The organism is Serratia sp. UGAL515B_01 (genome assembly GCF_033095805.1).
In the GTDB taxonomy this organism is placed as follows: domain Bacteria; phylum Pseudomonadota; class Gammaproteobacteria; order Enterobacterales; family Enterobacteriaceae; genus Chania.
Genome location: NZ_CP109901.1, coordinates 664,486 through 685,211 on the forward strand (window position 1 = coordinate 664,486; position 20,726 = coordinate 685,211).

15 protein-coding genes are annotated in these 20,726 nt (G+C 47.6%); 4 read left to right on the plus strand and 11 right to left on the minus strand.

The window, feature by feature from the left end; translation table 11 throughout:
* Positions 1–72: 72 nt before the first annotated feature.
* The 4 genes from OK023_RS03175 to OK023_RS03190 all read right to left on the minus strand — a co-directional run bounded on the left by OK023_RS03175 (position 73) and on the right by OK023_RS03190 (position 3,871).
* Positions 73–345, minus strand: a complete 273-nt coding sequence (locus tag OK023_RS03175; protein ID WP_317694738.1) for a XapX domain-containing protein — start codon at positions 343–345, stop codon at positions 73–75.
* Positions 346–723: 378 nt separating this feature from the next.
* Positions 724–1,416, minus strand: coding sequence for a hydrolase (locus OK023_RS03180; protein ID WP_317694739.1), 693 nt, complete (start codon positions 1,414–1,416; stop codon positions 724–726).
* 126 nt (positions 1,417–1,542) lie between these two features.
* A complete protein-coding gene (locus tag OK023_RS03185; protein ID WP_317694740.1) occupies positions 1,543–2,247 on the minus strand; it encodes a pirin family protein in 705 nt (234 codons plus the stop codon).
* Positions 2,248–2,977: 730 nt separating this feature from the next.
* Positions 2,978–3,871: a LysR family transcriptional regulator gene (locus tag OK023_RS03190; RefSeq protein ID WP_317694741.1), complete on the minus strand. Its 894-nt coding sequence runs from the start codon at positions 3,869–3,871 to the stop codon at positions 2,978–2,980.
* 1,424 nt (positions 3,872–5,295) lie between these two features.
* On the opposite strand from OK023_RS03190, the gene OK023_RS03200 reads away from it, so the two are divergent.
* The 4 genes from OK023_RS03200 (at position 5,296) to OK023_RS03215 (ending at position 10,991) form a co-directional block, all read left to right on the plus strand.
* A complete protein-coding gene (locus tag OK023_RS03200; protein ID WP_317694742.1) occupies positions 5,296–6,303 on the plus strand; it encodes an isopenicillin N synthase family dioxygenase in 1,008 nt (335 codons plus the stop codon).
* Positions 6,300–7,022, plus strand: coding sequence for an SDR family oxidoreductase (locus OK023_RS03205; protein WP_317694744.1), 723 nt, complete (start codon positions 6,300–6,302; stop codon positions 7,020–7,022). The genes OK023_RS03200 and OK023_RS03205 overlap by 4 nt, the downstream gene beginning before the upstream one ends.
* Positions 7,023–7,101: 79 nt before the next feature.
* On the plus strand, positions 7,102–7,797 hold the full coding sequence (locus OK023_RS03210; RefSeq protein ID WP_317694746.1) for an IS6 family transposase: 696 nt from the start codon (positions 7,102–7,104) through the stop codon (positions 7,795–7,797).
* A 473-nt stretch (positions 7,798–8,270) separates the two neighbouring features.
* A complete protein-coding gene (locus OK023_RS03215; protein WP_317694748.1) occupies positions 8,271–10,991 on the plus strand; it encodes an ImpA family metalloprotease in 2,721 nt (906 codons plus the stop codon).
* Positions 10,992–11,218: 227 nt separating this feature from the next.
* On the opposite strand, the gene OK023_RS03220 is transcribed toward OK023_RS03215, so the two are convergent.
* From OK023_RS03220 to OK023_RS03250, 7 genes are all read right to left on the minus strand, one after another.
* Positions 11,219–12,592 (minus strand): DUF1343 domain-containing protein, encoded by a 1,374-nt coding sequence (locus tag OK023_RS03220; protein WP_317694750.1) that lies wholly within the window; start codon positions 12,590–12,592, stop codon positions 11,219–11,221.
* Positions 12,593–13,106: 514 nt separating this feature from the next.
* A complete protein-coding gene (locus tag OK023_RS03225) occupies positions 13,107–13,724 on the minus strand; it encodes a CDP-alcohol phosphatidyltransferase family protein (protein WP_317694752.1) in 618 nt (205 codons plus the stop codon).
* Positions 13,717–14,358, minus strand: a complete 642-nt coding sequence (locus OK023_RS03230) for an ATP-binding cassette domain-containing protein (protein ID WP_317694754.1) — start codon at positions 14,356–14,358, stop codon at positions 13,717–13,719. The genes OK023_RS03225 and OK023_RS03230 overlap by 8 nt, the downstream gene beginning before the upstream one ends.
* 1 nt (position 14,359) lies before the next feature.
* Positions 14,360–16,000, minus strand: a complete 1,641-nt coding sequence (locus tag OK023_RS03235) for an ABC transporter permease (RefSeq protein WP_317694756.1) — start codon at positions 15,998–16,000, stop codon at positions 14,360–14,362.
* A complete protein-coding gene (locus OK023_RS03240) occupies positions 15,973–17,163 on the minus strand; it encodes an ABC transporter substrate-binding protein (RefSeq protein ID WP_411569383.1) in 1,191 nt (396 codons plus the stop codon). The genes OK023_RS03235 and OK023_RS03240 overlap by 28 nt, the downstream gene beginning before the upstream one ends.
* Positions 17,164–17,191: 28 nt before the next feature.
* A complete protein-coding gene (locus tag OK023_RS03245) occupies positions 17,192–18,277 on the minus strand; it encodes an FAD-dependent oxidoreductase (RefSeq protein ID WP_317694758.1) in 1,086 nt (361 codons plus the stop codon).
* Positions 18,277–20,433, minus strand: a complete 2,157-nt coding sequence (locus OK023_RS03250; RefSeq protein WP_317694760.1) for an FAD-dependent oxidoreductase — start codon at positions 20,431–20,433, stop codon at positions 18,277–18,279. The genes OK023_RS03245 and OK023_RS03250 overlap by 1 nt, the downstream gene beginning before the upstream one ends.
* Between the last annotated feature and the right edge of the window lie 293 nt (positions 20,434–20,726).

Genomic DNA, 20,726 nt, shown 5'->3' on the forward strand with positions numbered 1-20,726 from the left:
ATATAGTCCCTCAGCAGACAGCTTGAGGTTAAGAACTCTCTGAGGAGGGGTTATCGTTTTTATAACAACCGTTCACGTTTGCTTTTCTTTGGATGCTTTATCATCGGTATTGCGTCCAGGTAGTTGACCAAGCACATGGTGGGTAGCTTGTGCCTTGTCGCATGCGGTGCTGAAAGTAGCGCCATTAAACAATTGTTTGCCGACGGGGATAACTTGTTCACCGAGCAGAATGCCAAGTAGGCCAACCAGTGCAATCAAAGGGGGGGCAGGTGACCGTACACTTAACAAGCTGTAGATGATGCCAACCAGTAACCCAGCCCCCAAAGAAAGAATATAGAGCTTCATGGCTTACCTCATTATGGGTGGAACAAAGACAAGTCACATTCATACACGTGATACTTCAAGTTGCTTAGTTGCTGACAGCGTTACTCGGCCTGCCCCTTTGGATTGGGGCCATTGGCGAGCATTGCTGCGTTGTTCGCCGCTTATTTGGCCCACCAAACCTCGCGGCTCAAGCCTTGCTTCCGCGCACAATTACCGCCAGCGGCGCTCGCGTGTAATTGAAGAACACAGCCTAGGGCAGCTTACTTAATCCCCATATATTATAAGGCTTACTGAGTTCAAACCGCCGTCAACTATCCATGCTCTTGAGAACAGCTCTTAATGGATGCATATAAGACTTACAGGGGGAGAAAATTTCCCCCTGTAGGCACCCAACTGAGCTTACTTAGCAGGGTTTGGGCCGATACTTGGACCGTGTTGCACTCGCTCTGGTGCTTTGTGAACCATGGTGTAAGCGTAATCTACGCCCATACCATAGGCACCAGAGTGCTCCTGAACCAGAGAAATTACATCATCATAGGTTGCCTTATTGGCCCAGTCTCGCTGCCATTCCAGCATAACCTGTTGCCAAGTTACCGGAATGACGCCAGCCTGGATCATACGGTCCATTGCGTACTTGTGAGCATCTACCGAAGTACCGCCAGAGGCATCAGCTACCATATAGATCTCATAGTCTGTGTCCTGCAGGCACGACAGGGCGAAAGTCAGGTTACACACTTCAGTCCACAGGCCAGAAACGACGATCTTTTTTCTCCCTTGTGCAGCATTGACAGCCAGTGCATCGCGCACATTCTGGTCATCCCAAGAGTTCATCGAGCTGCGTTCCAACAGCTTGTTATTAGGGTATACCGCCAGCAACTCTGGGTAGCTATGACCAGAAAAACTCTCTGTTTCTACAGCGGTAATGGTCGTAGGAATGTTGAATATTTTTGCCGCCTTTGCCAGGGCTACAACATTGTTTTTAAGGGTTTGACGATCGATAGACTGTACACCGAAAGCCATTTGGGGTTGTTGGTCGATAAAGATGACCTGGCTATTTTGGGGGGTCAGTAGTTCAAGATATTTATTAGACATACGGGTTATTCCTTATATGAATCACGTTAATAATACAGTGCGGTAATATATGGGCAGTTATACTAACGGCCCGAACCATGCGAAATAACTCAGGATCTATTTCCCATGCTTGTACTCATCCCTCTGTTAAACGGGGAAAGTCTCCACTAAAACAAGTTCAGCTTCTTCGATAGCTGTAATTTGAATAGTATCCTCATCGTGGATAGCGGCCCCATCGCGGGTATTTAATACAACCCCGTTGACTTCGACTTTGCCTTTTGCCAATACTAAATATGCGTAATATCCGTTACCAATCTGATATTCGGTCGTTTCACCCGTTTTAAGTGTCGCCCCTAAAACACGTGCATCAGCGTGGAGTGGTAGGGCATCTTTGTCACCTTCAATGCCGCTGGCCAACAGAACGAATTTTCCTGAACGTTCTTCTTTGGGAAACGATTTAGTGTCCCATGAAGGTGGGTGTCCATGCTGGTTAGGGATGATCCATATCTGGAAAATGCGAGTAATCTCAGACTCCAGATTGTATTCAGAGTGATGTATACCCGTTCCCGCACTCATTACTTGGACATCTCCAGCAACGGTACGGCCCTTATTTCCTAGGCTGTCCTGGTGGGTGATGGCTCCATCACGGACATAAGTGATAATCTCCATATCCGCATGAGGGTGGGGAGGGAAACCTGTATTGGGCTGAATAGTGTCATCGTTCCATACCCGAAGGGCGGCCCAATTAATGCGTTCTGGATCATAGTATTCAGCGAAAGAAAAATGATGTTTAGCATCTAACCAGCCGTGGTTTGCTCCACCTAGTTTGGTGAAAGGGCGATGTTCTATCATGGTACTATCCTTGGGAAAGCGTTATTACTTGAACTCAGTTTAAGCTTGGCTCTGGCTCAAGAAAACAGGCCAAATGGAATGTCATCGTTTCCATTTCTGATGTAATAATAAAAAGTATTTTTTATCAAATACGAAAGGAAAATATGATTATATCGTATTGGCGGTAGTTGGGTGATTATTATTGAATGAGATGACTCTGTGATAATTATTATTAATTACTGAGATGTCTTTTGCTTTATATATATTCGTCATACTTCAAGTTGTTTGGGTGTTGACTGCCTTCGTTCACCCCAGTCATTTACTCGAGTAAGTGACTGGGGCTTCGCTCAGTTGCCTCCTACAAACAACACGAGTTATTTTGGGTATATATCAATTTATTAATTTGATTGCGTCTTTTCATTGCCTGTAGGGCAGGAGCCGCCCCCAAGCAGCCTGGGCTGCGCCCCGCAATGACACATAAGCCCGGTGGCGATAATTTTCACGCAGAGCAAGCCATGAGTCGTGCAGGTTAGCCGACCGTTGAGCGCAGGGATGCGCGATACGAGCCTCCAGGGAGGGGGGCACGGTGTGTCGGCGTTCTTCATCATTCCCACATGCCAGAAGCGTGATGTATCGCGGTATTAAGAACACCCATTTAGCTCTTTGTTAGGCAGACAGCTTTTGGGGCGCGGCTTTCTGGGCTGGGACCATTTAAGATCTGCTGTGTTCCTGTTCAATTAGAAGACACCGCCTAATTTGCAAAGCATTCGACAAAATAGTCAATCAGGACCTGCACGCGCTTAGGGCGTCGACGCCCTGGAGGTGTAACGATATACAGGGTTATCGGATCAACGGACCAATCGTTCATCACTGTTTCTAATACGCCTGTTTCAATCTCTTGCTGAACCAAAAATTCTGGCTGTAACGCCAACCCCAACCCTGCATGCAAAGGAAAATTCAGTGCCTCTGCATTATTGACCTTAAACATTGATTCTATCGATTGAGTAACTTCGCCGTGCTCTTCATGGCGAAAACGCCACATATGACGTGGGGGATAGGCATATTGCAGCATACGATGTTCAACCAAATCACGAGGATGGTATGGTCGCCCATAGCGTTTGAAATAATCTGGTGCCCCGACCAACAGGAGGCGTACCGTACAAAGCCTCCTGGCTAACAAGCTGGAGTCGACAAGATTAGAGATACGTAGCGCAATATCGAATCTGTTCGCCACAACGTCAATTAGGTCATCACTAAATTCGATATCCAAGCTTACTTCTGGATTATCCAGCATAAATTTAGGGAGCAATGGTGCCATGTGCTTGATACCAAATGACATTGGAGCGGTGAGTCGTATAAGACCACAGGGTTTGCTAGACTGCTCGGTGACTTCCTCCTCTAGCGCTTCACTTTCTTCAAGTATGAGTGAAGCGCGTTCTAAAGCAATGTATCCAGTTTCAGTTAGGGACATTCGACGAGATGTACGATGAAACAACATTGTATTCATGCGCTTTTCCAAACGTGTGATCGCTTTGGATACTGAGGCTTGGGATAGTGAGAGTTCGGCGGCAGTTTTGGCAAACGACCCTGTTTTTGCAACTTTGGCAAAGATTGCCCAAGCCTCCAAGTCTGGTAGTTTCTTCATAAGTGACATCCCATAAATTCAGCAAATACTACCCACAGTAGTCTGAAAAAATATTATCGACAAACGTTCGCTAATGCCGTTCTGACTTTATCCTGCACGGGTACAGGGTGTTAAAGTACATAAACTCTTCTATAGAGAAGGCTTATGACACAGCAGCAATAAAAATAAATCCCGTAAATCACAGTCTCTAACCTTCGTTGCCAAAACTTGATGGGCTATAACAGTACCTCGGCAATTAAAGAACACGGAACAGAGTTTCCCGTAAGTTTCAGTCAGGTCAGTTATCGCCAACCTAGGCTGTGTCCCTTAACTGTCCGTGGTGCCGTCGCAGCCCCAAAAGCCCATTATCAAGGCGGAGGGGGAAGGGCAGAGTGGCGCTCTGTTCAAGCCCGACAACACAGAGAATGGGCTTTTGGGGAGTGACCCTACGGGCTGACGCCATTGGCGTGCATTGCTGCGTTGTTCGCCGCTTATTGGGTCCACCCAACCTCGCGGCTCACGCCTTGCTCTGCGCGCAAATGACCGCCAGCGGCGCTCGCGTACAGTTAAGGGACACCGCTAAGCACTGCCAGTACCCGAAAAGCGGTTCGCGGATTATCAAACTTTATTGTTATCTACGAATTTACCTGAATCGTATTCAGGTGACTCAGTATAAATAGTTTAAATTAATTAAATAATTACACTTGTAAATATTTGTCACCACCCATTTTTTGGGTATTATTCGCACATTTTCAGCCCATAACTCCAGAGTGTTGGTTTTTTATTGAAAATAACAGATCGTTACAGTTTATTGGCGGTTTGTTTTATCGTTGCCACCCTAATGTGCATTTTTTCGAATAGGGTTCAAGAATTGATATGGATTGTTAAAAATTATTAAAGGTTACAGGGATGAATAACAACTACTGCCGCCCGCCGCGCTAGTGTCAGCAAATATGCTCTTATCTGTTGTACCGCAGAGCGCTGCCGCTATTGATGCCCAGGAGCCATCTTGTTGGCAAGCTGCATACACAGCGTATTGAGCATGAAAATCTGACGTTGCGTAACTGACTGAAACGCCTCAATCGTAAAACGCCGGGGTATTCACATCTCCCGAAATGCACTGCAGGATCACCGGCACTTTCATCGAACGCAAGTATTACGATTGATGTGATATTAACTTATTGAATGAATTAAATTTTTCTATTTTCTTTAAAGGGTTGCAAGCATGAGCTTAATAAATTGTGTGATGTTTGTCGCGAAATTTGTTAAGGGATTATGTTGTTATAATCGCTGATACAATGTAGCTTTATGGGTCATAAGAATTCTATCCGTCTTAGTTATGCGTCACATTTTAGCGTATCTACGAGGGTTGGTTTCCCAAACGCCTCAATCGTTAAAAAAGGCAACAATAATATGATAAAAACCCACTGTTTGCTGGAGGGGGAATGGCTACTATACCTGTATTAAAGTTATCCATGTTAGATGCAGAGGGGGATGAGAAAGAGCAGTTTATATCTTTATTAAAAGCAGCAGCACACGATGTTGGCTTTTTTTATCTCACTGACCATGGTGTATCCCCATCTTTTTTATCAAAAGTATACGAGTTAACGAAGAGTTTTTTTCTTTTGCCAGAAAAAGAAAAACTAGCCATTGCTATGATTAACTCTCCTCACTTCAGGGGGTACAACAAAGCTGGTAATGAAAGAACGAATGGAAAGGCGGATTGGAGAGAGCAATTCGATATAGGTGCTGAACGTGAGCCTCGAAAATTAACGGATAACGATCCTATTTGGCTAGGATTGCATGGTTATAATCAATGGCCTACATCATTGCCAGAGCTGAAAAATGTTATGCTCACTTATAATGAAGTGCTTACTAATATTTCATTAAAGTTATTAAGAGCTTTAGCTTTAGGTCTAAAACTGCCAGAAAACTCATTTGATAATATATACGGCGATATGCCAAATGAGCATATTAAATTAATTAAATATCCTTGTGGTAATTTAACAGCAGAAAGCCAAGGTGTTGGTGCTCACAAGGACTCTGGGCTATTGACGTTAATTTTGCAGGATGAGAATAAAGGCTTACAGGTTGAAGTTAGCGATAACCAATGGGTAGATGTTGCCCCAGTTGATGGTTCGTTTGTCGTTAATCTTGGTGAATTATTAGAGTTGGCAACTAATGGTTATCTCAGGGCAACTGTTCATAGAGTTGTACCTCCAGAAGGGCCAAATGATAGGCTTTCTATTGCCTATTTTTTAGGTGCAAGCCTTGATTCTGTTGTGCCTGTTTTTGACTTGTCTACAGAGTTAACTTTAAGTAATTCATTTATAAAAACAGATCCAAATAACCCCTTGCTTAGAGAGGTAGGGCTTAATTATATGAAAGGCAGGCTTCGCTCTCATCCGGACGTTGCCAAAAAGTTCTATGGGAAATGGAGCAATCTTGTATGAAAAAAAAATTAGTTGTTATCACTGGGGCGAGTTCCGGATTTGGTGCTGAAGTAGCGAAAATATTGAGTAATAAGGGGTATTACGTTGCTCTGTTAGCTCGCCGAATAGATAAGCTCACTGCAATGAATCTTGATAATGCCCTCGTTTTTGAAGTTGATGTAACTTGCCGTGAGCAAGTATTTAATGCTATACGCCAAGCTGAGGAAAAATTTGGTGATGTGGATTGCATTATCAATAATGCAGGTATTATGTTGCTGGGGGAGTTAGATTGCCAAAATCCTGATGAATGGGACAGGATGATTGATACAAATATTAAAGGCGTTATAAATGGAATGCAGGCTGTACTGCCCTCGATGAGGAAAAGGAAAACGGGAACTATAATTAATATATCATCTTTAGCTGGTCAAAAGACTTATCAATATCATGCTGCATATTGTGCAACAAAATTTGCAGTTCATGGTTTGTCAGATAGTGTCCGTTGGGAAGTTGCCCCAGATAACGTTAGAGTTATAACTATTTCCCCAGGTGCAGCAGAAACTGAATTGATCAGCCATATTAGTAATGATTTAGTAAGAAACGATTATATTGATTGGAAAAATAGTATTGGTGGTGTTATTTCTGCGAAAGATGTCGCTGATAGTATTATATTCGCTTATGAACTACCTCAGTCTGTATGTGTTCGAGATCTTAAAATCGCGCCAACTAAACAGCAAAACTAAATAGCTGCGCATAATAGGGTTCTGTCGCATTAAAGCGGCGTCAGGTAACGTACTACTTTTTTTTCGATGTTACCTGCTGATGCCTCTGATCCGAAAAGCCTTTAAACGTTTACATTATCCTGTCGACATTATCGCGCAATGTGTTCGCTGGTATCTGGCTTATGCCCTCAGCCTGCGCAATCTCGAAGAAATAATGGCAGAGCGCGGCATTATCGCTGACCATTCCACGCTTCACCGTTGGGTTATTCGCCTGGTGCCGCTACTGGATAAGGCCTTTCGTAGGCATAAACGTTCTGTAGGACATCAATGGCGAATGGATGAAACCTACATAAAAATCAAAGGCCAGTGGAAATATTTGTACCGGGCAGTCGATACAGCGGGCCAGACCATTGATTTTTTGCTGACGGCTAAACGGGATGCAGCGGCAGCACTGCGTTTTTTCCGCAAGGCTATTCGTCATCACGACAAACCCGGGATGGTTACTATCGATAAAAGTGGCGCCAACACCGCTGCTTTGGCTACGCTCAACGCCGACAAACGTGAGGAGGAAACGATCCCCCTCAGACAAAGCAAATATCTGAACAACCTGGTTGAGCAGGATCACCGCAATATCAAACGACGGATACGGCCCATACTGGGATTCAAATCGTTTCGACGGGCACAGACGCTCCTGGCCGGTATCGAACTGATCCACATGATACGAAAAGGGCAATATCAACACCTGCAAAGTGAGGGATTGTCACCCGCTGAACAATTTTATCTGTTGGCTGCCTAAATAACCGGCAGCGCAACGGTTGATAACTTCACTACGCTAATGCGACAGAACCTTCAAATCTGCTCCAGGCAGATTTGTCACTCACCCCAGTCACTTACTTGAGTAAGCTCCTTGGGATTATGAGTCTCATTAATGAGACTCACCCTACGGGCCAGCGCAGGCGCTGTTCAAATCGGTCTTTGACCGATTTGTCACTGCGTTGCCGCCTTCCTGCAACTCGAATTATTTAGCGTATGATGCAATTACGCTACACTGAAAAAGGGTAATCAACGCTTCAAATCGATGAAAACGGCTTACACAACCCTCTGAGGTATTTAATTCATGCGGCATTGTGCAAATGCCAGACAGCATGACTTTATTTCGGACATTCTCAGAAGGGGGCTCGGAGCAAGCTGTCGAAGGAAAGACTCAATTCAGGATCCTGCCGTTGCAAGTTAATTTTAAGCCTTGCAAAGATAGTTTAAGGATACCACATGAATCTTTCGTCAGTTTCATCCTATCGTGTATTCATTCTCGGTTTCGGTCTTTCGGTTTTCCTCACTGCCCAGGCAGCCCCACAGATAGACTACAACGCCACTCCACAGTTAGCCGACAGCCATGAAGCTGCGCTGAATTTGCAACGACAGGTTAATAAGGTAAGCCAGGCACGTACGTCACTTCTCAGTAGTTTTTACTACAATGTTAGTCAGGCGTATACGCCTGGTACAGCCAGCCAGTGGGTTTTACCGTTAATGGTAAATCCTGATTCTACGCTGCCTTTCCTGATTGGCGATAAGAATCGTATATTGGCTAGTCTGAGCTTTGAAAACGGTGGTCGGGGAGTGGCTTATGGGGCGGATATTTTTGAACAGTTGAACAAAAAAAATACCGCACATGCCCCCTTGTTCAAGCGAGTGGTGCAATGGCTGATTAGCGGTGACCCACAGGGTACTGTGCCGAATAACTTCAGGGTCAGTATTGTAGGAGTGAATGTCACGACCGTTCTGAACAGCATTAAGAGTGCTGGTCTGAATCCGGTTGACGCGAAATGCAACGCCCTGACTGACAGCAGTTGCGCTAGCGCTACTCAGCTTCTGGCGTTAGGAAATAACTTCAGCGATAGCGACAAGCTTACTGAGAAAGTACGGGCATCTATGCGGGCTGGCATGCCGGTTATCTTTGTACATAGCAACAGCTGGACCAAAAATGTCATTTCAGAACAGATACTGAATGGACTTGGCTTACAGTTAGGGCCTTACGGAGGTAACTACTGGGAAAATGATTCAGTACCCGCCAATCGTACCCCGGAGTATTCGATGGAACTGGTTGTCGAAAAAAATTTGCATCGGAAGCTGGTGGATCAGATAGCTGATGGTAGTTGGCGCACCGATTACGACTGGTCGAAATGTACCGAATATGTCGGGAGCGTGACATGTGACAAGGTCCCTGAACTGAGTAGTTTTATCCAAGAAGTTGATACAATCAAGAAGATCATAGACTCATATGACCAGAAAGGCTTGAACGTATTTGCGATACCAGACACCACTACGTTACGCATGTGGCTACTCTGGGCAGATGCTGTGCGTCAGACAATTTATTACCCCATGGATAAAGTTGCTGATCCTGCAAGGTTCCAGGAGGCCTTCGTTGCGGATTCCATTGTTGGTTACGTAAATACAAGCCGTGCAGCTCAGAGGGATCTAGGCAGCTATGCTGGGGAGCGTCACCTATCGATGCCGGTATCAGAAAGTGAGGAGGAAACGATCACATTAACTCTGCCTGCAATTAAAGGGAGTACGGCGATAGGACGTATGGCTGTTCCTGGTAAACGCGTGACGATCAGTGTTCATAATTCTGCAGGGGCTACCATTGCGGTGGGGTTTAATACACAGCACAAGGGCTCTACGCGCCTGTGGAATCCACAACAGTACGATCGACCGCGTTTTCTTAAAAGCCCTGACATCGCGTTGACACCTGGCCAGCAGGTTACCTTGGTCTCTCCTTATGGCGGCCTCCTGCAACTCATATATAGCGGAGCTACACCTAAGCAGACGGTAACGGTGAAGGTGATAGGGGCAGCCAAACACCCCTTTCTTGATATTGGTGAAGACACAGCCAATAGCCTGACCATTACAAACTTCATGAGTGCACTTGAGGATAATACTGCTGACTGGCTAGAGATGAGGATCAATAATGTCGAAGTTCATGCTCAGGCTGATAAAATTAGCAGCATTATCAGAAATATATACGGCGGTGATGTTGAGCGTTATATCCGTGAGCTGGATAACTTATTCATTGGTGATGCTTATACTCTGGCCGGTTTTGACGTTCCCGGTCAGCCACTTCATCAAGCCATTTATAAAGAATGTCAGGCTCGCAGTTGGGACTGCGAAGACAAAACGCTTCACAAAAACCCAGATACTCAACATATTAATGTGGATGCTTACGCTCAGTGTGGAGCGGGTTGCAGTGGCAATCCTTATGACCAGAACTGGGGGCTTAATCCTCGAGGATGGGGGGAGAGCCACGAATTAGGGCACAATCTGCAGGTTAATCGGCTCAAAGTGTATGGTGTGCGTTCTTCCGAAGTGTCTAACCAAATCTTTCCATTGCATAAAGGATGGCGGTTGTTTCGTGAATATGGTCACAAGCAAGACTTCAACTCTTGGGCCAGCTATCGAAACGCTTACAATCTCATTGCTGCTGGGCACAACGCAGTCGATCCTATTGAAGGTGTCTATAAGCGTATATGGGAAGCCTCCGGTACATACTCACAAAACGGTGAACGGATGACGTTTTATACCCAATGGGTTCATTATTGGGCAGACCTGAAATCCGACCCTATGCGTGGATGGGATATCTGGACCCTACTCTATCTGCACCAACGTCAGGTTAATGCATCAGATTGGGCAACATATAAAGACCGTCTTGGTTACAGCACCTACGCTGTGCGCCCTGGATCCAGTGGTGATGCCAATAGCACCGATGGTAACGATAATCTTCTTATCGCCCTGTCTTGGCTGACTCAGCGTGACCAGCGGCCGACGTTCGACCTCTGGGGTATACGTATATCGGCAGCAGCTAAGGAGCAAGTTGTCGCCTATGGTTTCGCCATACAACCCGCATTCTTTTATGCTATCGACCGCACCAACGATTACAACAAGGTTCAACGCTTAGATATGAGCAATGGAACTCCAGCATGGCCATTTCCTTAAGAACGTGAACGACGCGATTATCTGAATAACGGGGGCATAGCTGGGGAAACCCAGCACCTCCTACAATTGTCTGAAGTAATATCATTCCACCTTAAGCCAAGTATGCATCGTAAGCGTCCAACGAAGGCCGTATTGACTAGGGGCGGGTAACTGCGCTACTGAAAAGGGGCTAAAGCCGCCCCTATAACAGTGGTGGGCACATTAAACAGCAGGCCAATGATCAAAAATTAAATTTCATCTTGATATAGAGTATATTTCTGACGCATTGCCTTGTATGTCAGTAAAGCGGGTTGCCAGCCAGCTTCTATTTGCTGGATAGTCTCTTCTTCCGAAAGGTTATTCTCACTGGCGGCTTTTAACGCCTCTAGGAATGATTTGCTCCCCACCAATTTTGCTAACCATGCTGGACGTATTACATAGTAACGATCCGCATTTTGCAGATATTGGCTCTCTTGTTCATAGCTCACATAGGTTTTGTAGCCATATTTCTCCATGTTGAACCACCATTGCACAAAAGGCTGGATTGAGGGCTTTCTCTGTTGAGGAGAAATCCCTGTTGTTTCTTGGCGATAACTCTGCCCCCAAGCATATTGTCCACCCTGCGGCCAGCCAAATGCTGTCAGCCCTGGATCAATCTGATACTCGGCATTGATATAAAATTGGTTATCGGGATACCCAGTTTGCTCATGCGGATAGTCAGAACCACGTCCCATGTTTACGCTGGTGGATTCAAACAGCGCTAATGAAGGATACATGCGGATAGCCATGTCGGTTCTTAAATTAGGTGATGGAGGTTTAGGCAACGAGTAGGGCGTGGCATGGGTATAATTCTTCATGGCAATCACGTGTAACTGGTCGGCAGGAAGACGATATTCTGGTAGCCCAAACAAATCCCAACGGTTGTCGGCATTGTTAACGCCATTCAGCCAGCCCTCACCGACAATCATCCGAGCGAATTCACCGGAGGTTAACCCATGAGCCATAGGAACCGGTGCGATACCGATGCCAGAGACATTATCCTGTTCCAGCAATGGGCCATAAATAGTATCTCCATTAGGGTTTGGGCGATCAAACACCATAAACTCTTTGCCATAAGCTTGGACACTTTCCATCATCCATTGCATTGAGATGGTGTAGGTAAAAAAGCGTACCCCAACATCCTGCAGATCAAAAATAACCACATCGACGTTAGCTAATTTTTCTTCGGAAGGGTGTGCTAAGCGTTTACCATTAGTATCGCTGCCATACAGCGACCAGACCTGCAACCCCGTCGAAGGGTCGATATAATCTTTATCGCCAAATCCAGCCTCTTCATTACCTCGTAACCCATGTTCCACCGAGAAAAGTGTGGTGACGGTAAAATTATATTTATCCTGTAGCGCGATTAATTTCTCAATCGCATGCTGCCCTGATGAATCAATAGAACTTTGATTCACCATCAATCCTATCCGTTTACCCGATAACAATGGGCCATAAACCTCGGGTTGATCAATACCCAAGACGAGCGTCTTGCTTTCCTGCGGAGTGGTCAGTACCTGTGAATCATTACATCCGTTTAGTAAGAAAAACGACATAAATAAAAAAAATAATATCTTTTTCATAAAATATAAACCAATAACCCTATTTTTATTACGCTTATGTAGCAGCGTTGAAAATGACGTTAGGACAGAAGAGATTACGTCTTACTGAATATAGATACAAGACACCTAAAAATGCAGTTTTTCAGCCTCTAATCGCTAGCGTTAATTCGGAAAGGGGGAATATAGAACCGGCCCAGTTTTTGAGGAGGTTTTAGGACTTAGTGATATCAAGCGTTTCGTGAACCCTTTCTAAATATACTCGTCATACTTCAAGTTGCTTGGGTGTTGACTGCCTTCGTTCACCCCAGTCACTTACCTGAGTAAGCTCTTGGGGCTTCGCTCAGTTGCCGCCTACAAGCAACTCGAATTATTTTGAGTATAGGTGTTCTTAATACCGCGACACATCACGCTTCTGGCAGGTGGGAATGATGAGGAACGCCGACACGCCGTGAACCCTCTCTAGGGCTGGTATCGCGCATCCCTGCGCTATTAACGCCAGCGGCGCTCGTGTGCGTTTAAGGCACCTGATTTATCCCTACTTACTCTGGGATGAAAACAGGGTGATACCTGCTGATATCCTCGTCATCGTGGTGATAACACACAAGGCTGCAAAACCATAGGCTAGCCAGAAAAATTGCTCCGGGAACAGGCACATCAGTAAGAATAACAGCACAGTCTCACTGCTTTCAGTCAATCCTCCCAGATAATAAAACCCTTTACTGGGATAAGTACTGCTAGCGATACCGCGTTTTTCAGCAATCACAGCAAACGCAAGAAAACTGCAACCGGTGCCAATAAAACTGTAGATCAACACGGTGGCCGGGAGTGCATTATTAACCGGGTCGGCAATGGCAAAACCCAGTGGAACGGATGAATAAAATAAAAAATCCAGGGTAATATCCAGAAATGCGCCACGATCGGTTGGACCATTTAATCTCGCCAGTGCGCCATCAAGCGTATCGGCAAGGCGATTCAGTATGATAAAGAGCAGCGCCCAATAATAAGCGTGTGAAACAATCAACAGAAGGGCACACATGCCAAGCATAAATCCCAACCAGGTGACCTGGTCTGCCTTGAGTCCCATCTGTTGGAATTTGCCAGCGACAACTTCGCGTACCTTTTTACTCTTTTCCAGCAGGTAACGATCAAGCATGATGATCCTCTCCCAACATAATGATCCGCCCATCTGGAGGGATATCTTGCGCATCATGGGTCACTAAAACCGCGGGGATGCCTCTATGTGCAATATGATCAAAAACAAACTGACGAAATCGAGCCCGCAGGTGTATATCCAAGCGGCTGAACGGTTCATCCAGCAACAATGCCTCCGGTTCAGCCAACAAAGCACGTAACAGGCTAACACGAGCACGTTGCCCGCCAGATAGCGTTGCTGGGTCTCGGGTATAAAATCCTGTCAACTCAGCCTCATCCAGTTGACGTTCAATATGTTGCCTGCGTTGAACTTTGCCTGTCATAGTCGCGGGCAGCGCCAGGGCCAGGTTTTGCCCAACACTTAAATGCGGAAACAATAAGTCGTCCTGAAAGAGAATGCCGATACGACGTTGTTCGGTAGGGGACAAATCCCGCCGTACGCCATTCAACCATAACTCGCCTTGCCCCTTGAAAGTTGGGTCGAGTTCGCCAATCATCCAGTTAAGCAACGTTGACTTTCCTGTTCCAGAAGGCCCCATCAGGATCACAATACTACCAGCGGGAACATCGAAAGTTATCTTTTGCAACAAAAGATGTGTTGAGCGGGTGAGCGTAACGCCGCGAACAGAAAGCATATTAGCGTAATCCTTGTCGATAGTGACCGACTAACAAGCCGGATAAGACAACAATCAGAAAAACCATTCCGGGTAAGAAGAATTGCAGTAAGGCTTGAACAGCCAGGATTTGTGGATCACCACCACTGCTTAAAGCGACGGATTCGGTCGTCACTGTGGCAAAACGACCCGCGCCAGCGTATAGCGTGGATAAATATTGAGCAATGCTGACGGAGAAACCGATAGCCCATGCAGACAGAATTGGGCGTAATAGTGATGGCCATTTTACATACAGCAAAACCTGCCAGCGAGCCAGCCCCAGTGAACGCGCAGACAATATCAGACGGCCATCGACCTGCCGATATGCGGGGGCAAGGATCAATAACATGTAGGGGATCACCCAGAGTAAATGGCTCCACACCACGGCACTGAACGTACCATCCACGCCCGCTCGTAATAACAAACCGTATTGGCCTATTACCAGAGGTAATGCTGGCAGCAAGAGAGGTAACCACAGAAAGAGAGCGCCGCGTGGGGGGCCCCACTCGAGCCAGACAACCACGATCGCTATTCCACAGAGACTGGCTGCAAGCGCCAGTAACAGTGTTGTTGAGAGCGGAGCCAGATCTGCTGTCTGCCAGGCAGTCAATGACCAGCCTTGTGGCAACAGCGCAGGGTAGAACCAGATGCCGGCCAGTGACCATACTAACAGCATTAACAATACCATCAGGCCAATCACGGTCATTATTCCTGCTAGCCAGGAAAGCGGCCTAGTGCAAGCAGCAAGATAACGCCGACCAGAATGAGGAAACAGGCAGCGAGACAACCCCTGCCACATGAGATACCCCGCCAGCGCCAGAACAGCAAGCAAGACAATCAGCAGAAATGCAGCAATCATGCCTTTTGCCTGGATCTGCGGCGTAGATCCAGTGAGCCATTGCCAGCTTAGCACGGCTAATGTTGGGGGATTACCTGGCCCTAAGATAATTGCCACATCCACCACAGAAATGTTGTAGGCCAGCACAGCCACTATCGCCCAGCCCAAGGAGGGCAATAATTGTGGGATCAACACTAGCCAACTACTTTGCAAGCGGCCATATCCGAGACTGCGCATAACCAGTAATTGAGGCTGTAAGTCAGTCCGTTTCAACTGAGCACCGGCCACCCACAGCAAAAACCAGCTCTCCTTAAGAGCCAGAGTCAGCCCAAGACCTACGCCATAAGGATCGTGCGTGCCTTCGACTCCTCTTGCCATCGTAAATAAACCGGTTGCTGTCATCAGTCGAACTAGCCATCCGGTAGAAGTGAAAAGCAGCAAGCTTCCCGCAGCGAATGCCACATGCGGCAGCGCCAGTAACGCTGGCAATTTTCGCTGATATCGCCGCCATTTAGTTCCTGGATATAACCCCAACACAACCAACAGGCAAAGTAGAAGGGCTCCCAGGCTTCCAATAACAGAAGAGACCAGAGTTGCCAGCATGGCTGGCAACCACTGGTCATCATGCCAGAAAAATGCCCAATTTTGTCCACTGAGGATGGGCTGCAGCATAAATCCTAGCCCTGGCAAGACAGGAAAAAACACTAATCCTACCCCACCCCAGGCCAATACTTTTCCGCTCAATGTACGTCCAATACTCAACGTACACCGTACCGTTTCAACCATTCAGCCTCCAAAGCCGGGATCCAGGCTGAATTGGGTTCAGCCAAAACGGGAAGCGGTGCTTGAGTGCCGGGAATGTTTCTTTCTAGTTCGGCTTGCCAGTACTGGGGAAGTTTATGGCGATCAAGTATCGTCGGGTCGCCCCAAACCTTAGGATCGGCTTTGCGGAGTTGTGCCTGTGGGGAGAGAAGAAAGTTGGCCACAACCTGAGCGCCAGCTTTAGCATCAGAATTAAAAGGTATTGCCACAAAATGGACGTTGCCTAGCATCCCTTGCTGAAAACCAAAGGCATAAGCGCTAGCGGGAAGTTGTCCACCTGCAATCAGGTTGGCAACGTGTGCTGGATTAAAGGTCAGAGAGAACATGACTACACCATCTCCCAACAGGCGATCAATACGCGCAGCGGATGCCGGGAAGTCTCTGCCTTGACGCCACAGTAACGGATGAAGCTGGTCAAGATACTGCCACAAAGGGGCAGTGAGTGTAGCAAATTGTTCTGGCTGGGGAGGTATACTGAATGCTTCGGGTGTTGATGTCAGAGACAGCAACAACTGTTTTAGAAACGCCGTCCCGATAAAATCCGGTGGGCGAGGGTACGTCAGTTGCCCGGGATGCCGTTGTATAAAAGCCAGCAGACTTGCAGGATCGCTAGGGGGATTAGGCACACGCTCACGATCGGCAATCAACATCAGTTGTGCTCGCCCCCAGGGCGACTCGGCCCCCTCTGTGGGGATGGAAAAATCTTCTCGTACGGGTTGAGTGGTATCGACATACTGCCAGTTAGGCAATTGCTCCGCCCAGCCGGTAGACAATAATCCCTCCATTTTTAACGTCTTGAAATTCTCGCCATTCAGCCAGAGCAGGTCGACAGAACCTTTTTCGCGCCGACCAGCAGCAGCCTCTGCCTGTATGCGTCGCACTGCATCCGCGGTATCAGATAAAGAAACCAGCTTGACGGTGATGGCGTACTGCCGTTGCATTTCTGTCGCTACCCAGCGTAAATAAGCGTTGGCAGCAGCATCACCGCCCCAGGCATTAAAATAGACCGTTTGTCCCTGTGCCTGCTGTTTAAGCCGTTCCCAGTGGGAGATGTCAGCCATGGCCTGATAGGTCAGACACAACATCAACATCACGATTGCGCTCTGCAGTCGTCTGAAAAACCTCATTTTATAAACCTCATTTTACGCTGTCTCCTCATGTCAATTCGTCGAAGCTGTGACGCTTGATAAAACGCCTGTCGAGAAAGTCTTTCCACCGCCCAGCCCAACGCCCTTCGGCGGTCAGCCGCCCCCAACTCATCAGCGCGCCGCCTTGTCCGTCTGCCAGTAGCGCCAGCGCTGAGGCTACAGGTTTAAAATGGCCAAGGGGTTGTTGAGTGAACAGATGTGTCAGGTTATTGGCTAAGACTTCCCCTTGGCGTACTGCATACACACCGCTTTTAGGTGTATTGGTGATAGCGGCGCAATCTCCTGTGACAAAAACATGGGGATGAGAAGGGCTTTGCAAGGTTTCAGAACTCTGAATAAACCCTAGCTGGTCACACCGCAGCCCCGAATTCTGCCACCAGTCCAATGGTGCCGGCCCGGTTGCCATGATCACTCTATTTCCCTGCCATACGACCCGTTGCCCCGCCATCAACCTATCTCCGGCAATAGTATCAATAGCACAGTGCTCATCTACCTGGATGCGCTTTTGGCGTAGATGACGCAACGCCCTTGTTCGTAGAGCGGGAGGATGGCCACGAAGCAGCTTACCGCCACAAAAAAGAGCTAGAGAAGGGACCTGATGAGGCAGTGCCAGTGCCAACTCTAAGCCAGCAGCCCCACCCCCTACGATTGCTACGGGTTTGGGATCTTGCTGCCAACGTTCCACTTTCGCCAAAAAGTCGGCAAAGGGTTTTACCGGACAAATGTCGATGGACGATTGCTGACGTTCCGGTAATCTGGGAACCGAACCGGTATTCAGTGATAACCACTCTCCTTGTAGCCAAGTATCGTCTGTCAGTCGGACCTTTTTTCTGTCTGCATCCAGCATATCCAGTGTTCCCTGGATAAATTCAACGCCTGCGGCTTGGCAGATAGGGGGCAAATGGATACGGCATTGTTCTGGCCGGTAGTGCCCGGCTAACAACCCCGGCAACATACCGGAGTACCACGCATAGGGAGAAGGGGAAAGTAAGGCTATACGCCTCATTTTGATAGTACGCGTTGCCCACTTTCGCAAGACAACGACATGTGCATGGCCCGCACCGACCAACAGGATGTCGAACTTTGATGTCATCAGGCTTTGCCCCCCAAACGCCAGTGATGGAAACGTGCTAATCCTCGCATTAACCACTGCGGCGTGTGCGCTTTTCTCCAGACGCCAGCAACGTATTTATTGGCCTCACTTAAAGTAGGGTAAATATGGATCGTCCCCAAGATCTTGTTTAACCCGTAACCCTGCTTGATGGCGGTGACATATTCCGTGATCACTTCACTGGCCTGTTCTCCCACCACAGTCACCCCCAGAATGCGATCACGGCCGGGCTCGGTTAAAACCTGTATATAGCCATGTGCAGCGTTTTCAGTGATCGCTCGATCAAGCTCACCCAGCTCAAACCGGCTAATCTCATAAGCGATACCTTGTTGTCCGGCCTCCTGTTCATTTAATCCAACCCGAGCGACTTCGGGATCGGTAAAGGTCGCCCACGGCATGACTCGATAATCCACTTTAAAACGTTTGATCTGTCCAAACAGGCCATTGATGGCGGCATACCAGGCCTGATGCGCTGAAGCATGTGTAAATTGATAGGGTCCTGTGACATCCCCTACGGCAAAAATGTGCGGAAATCGGGTAGCCAAATACTCATCGGTTTCTAAGGTTCCATTCTCCCTGACGGCTAGAGAGAGCATCTCTAGGCCAAAACCGCTCACATTGGCCACGCGACCCAATGCCAGCAGAACGCGATCAAAGGGCAGAGAGACTTCCTGGTTATCAGACTGGTGATGGCAGATGAGTTGATGTTTACCTGCGTCCGTATCAAAACGAATCGCTCGGTGCTGTAGACGCACATCCACTCCATCTGCTCTTAGTGCATGCATGACCGTTTCGCTGGCCTCGCGGTCCTCGCGCTTCAGAACCTGAGCTCCTCGCTCAACCAGAGTGACTGCGCACCCCAGGCGCTGGAACGCCTGGGCCAGTTCGCATCCGATAGGGCCTCCTCCCAGGATCAGTAACCGTTGGGGTTGTTCACGCAGTGTCCAAATCGTGTCTGTCGTCAATGCATCAACCTGTTCCAGACCAGGAATATCCGGGATGACAGGTCTTGAACCGGTTGCAATAATCATCGAACGAGTGCTCAGATGCTGTCCGTTGACCTCAACACTCCAGGGGGATGTCACCGTCGCTTTTCCCTGGATCACCTCTACGCCAAGCTGAGAATAACGTTCAACAGAATCATGAGGCTCAATACGCTGGATAACCTGCTGGACCCTTTCCATCACTGCGGAAAAATCGACCTGTCCGCAGACATGACGGAAACCCAATTGCTCAGCATGTTTCAGGTCATTTGCCAAACGTGCTGCACGGATCAATGCTTTTGAAGGGACACACCCAGTATTCAAGCAGTCACCGCCCATATCGCCTTTTTCAATCAGTGTCACTTTTGCCTTAGCGGCTGCAGCAACATAAGCAGAGACCAGGCCGCCAGAACCAGCACCGATAACCACCAGATTCCGATCAAAGTGTGTCGGTTTATGCCAACCTTCCAACAACTTACGGCGTTTAAAAGTACTCAATGCTTTATGGGAGATGAGGGGTAACAGGCCGAGTAGTGCAAATGCCCCTATCAGACCTGGTGTGAAAATTCCAGCCAAAGACGTGATCTGTGCCAGTTCACGACCCGCGTTTACATACAGCAGCGTACTAGGCAACATGCCAAGTTGGCTAACCCACCAGAAAGTGCGCACAGGCAAGCGAGTTATCCCCACTGCCAGGTTGATCAGGAAGAAGGGAAATATCGGAATGAGTCGTAATGCGAATAGATAAAAGGCTCCATCCTGCTTAATTCCTCTATCAATGGTTCCCAGTTGTTGCTGAAAACGCTGTTGTACCCAGTCATAAAGCAAAAAGCGGCTGATCAACATGGCTAATGTGGCGCCTAAGGTAGAGGCAAATGAAGTCAATACCGAACCGAGTGCCAAGCCAAACAAGGCACCGGAAAGCAACGTCAGTAGTATGGCTCCAGGCACAGATAAAGCGGTGACCAAGGCATACAACAAGAAAAAAATGCTGCCAGCGAGCCAGGGTTTCTCAGCTCTCCAAGTATTCAGTGTCTCTAGATTGCTTTTCAGTACCGCCAGATTCAAATACTCTGCTGGTGGGAATACGATGAAAATAACGATTATCAGCAGAACTATCGCCAGTAAAATACTTTTTTTCTTATCTTTTATCATTTTCAACATCCTATCTATAATTTCTGGCGATTTTGAATACCTCAGTCTCGTACGCTTTCGTTGCTTATGTAGCGTTAGCTTTTCAAGCTTAATACTTTGCTCCGGCAATTTACCAGTAGGCTATGCCCCTTAACTGTACGCGAGAGCCGCTGGCGATCATTTACGCGCAGAGCAAGGCGTGAGCCGTGAGGTTTGGTGGGCCAAATAAGCGGCGAACAACGCAGCAATGCGCGCAAATGGCCCCAGCCCGTAGGGTCGCGCCCCAAAAGCGCGTCATCAGGCGGAGGAAGGAT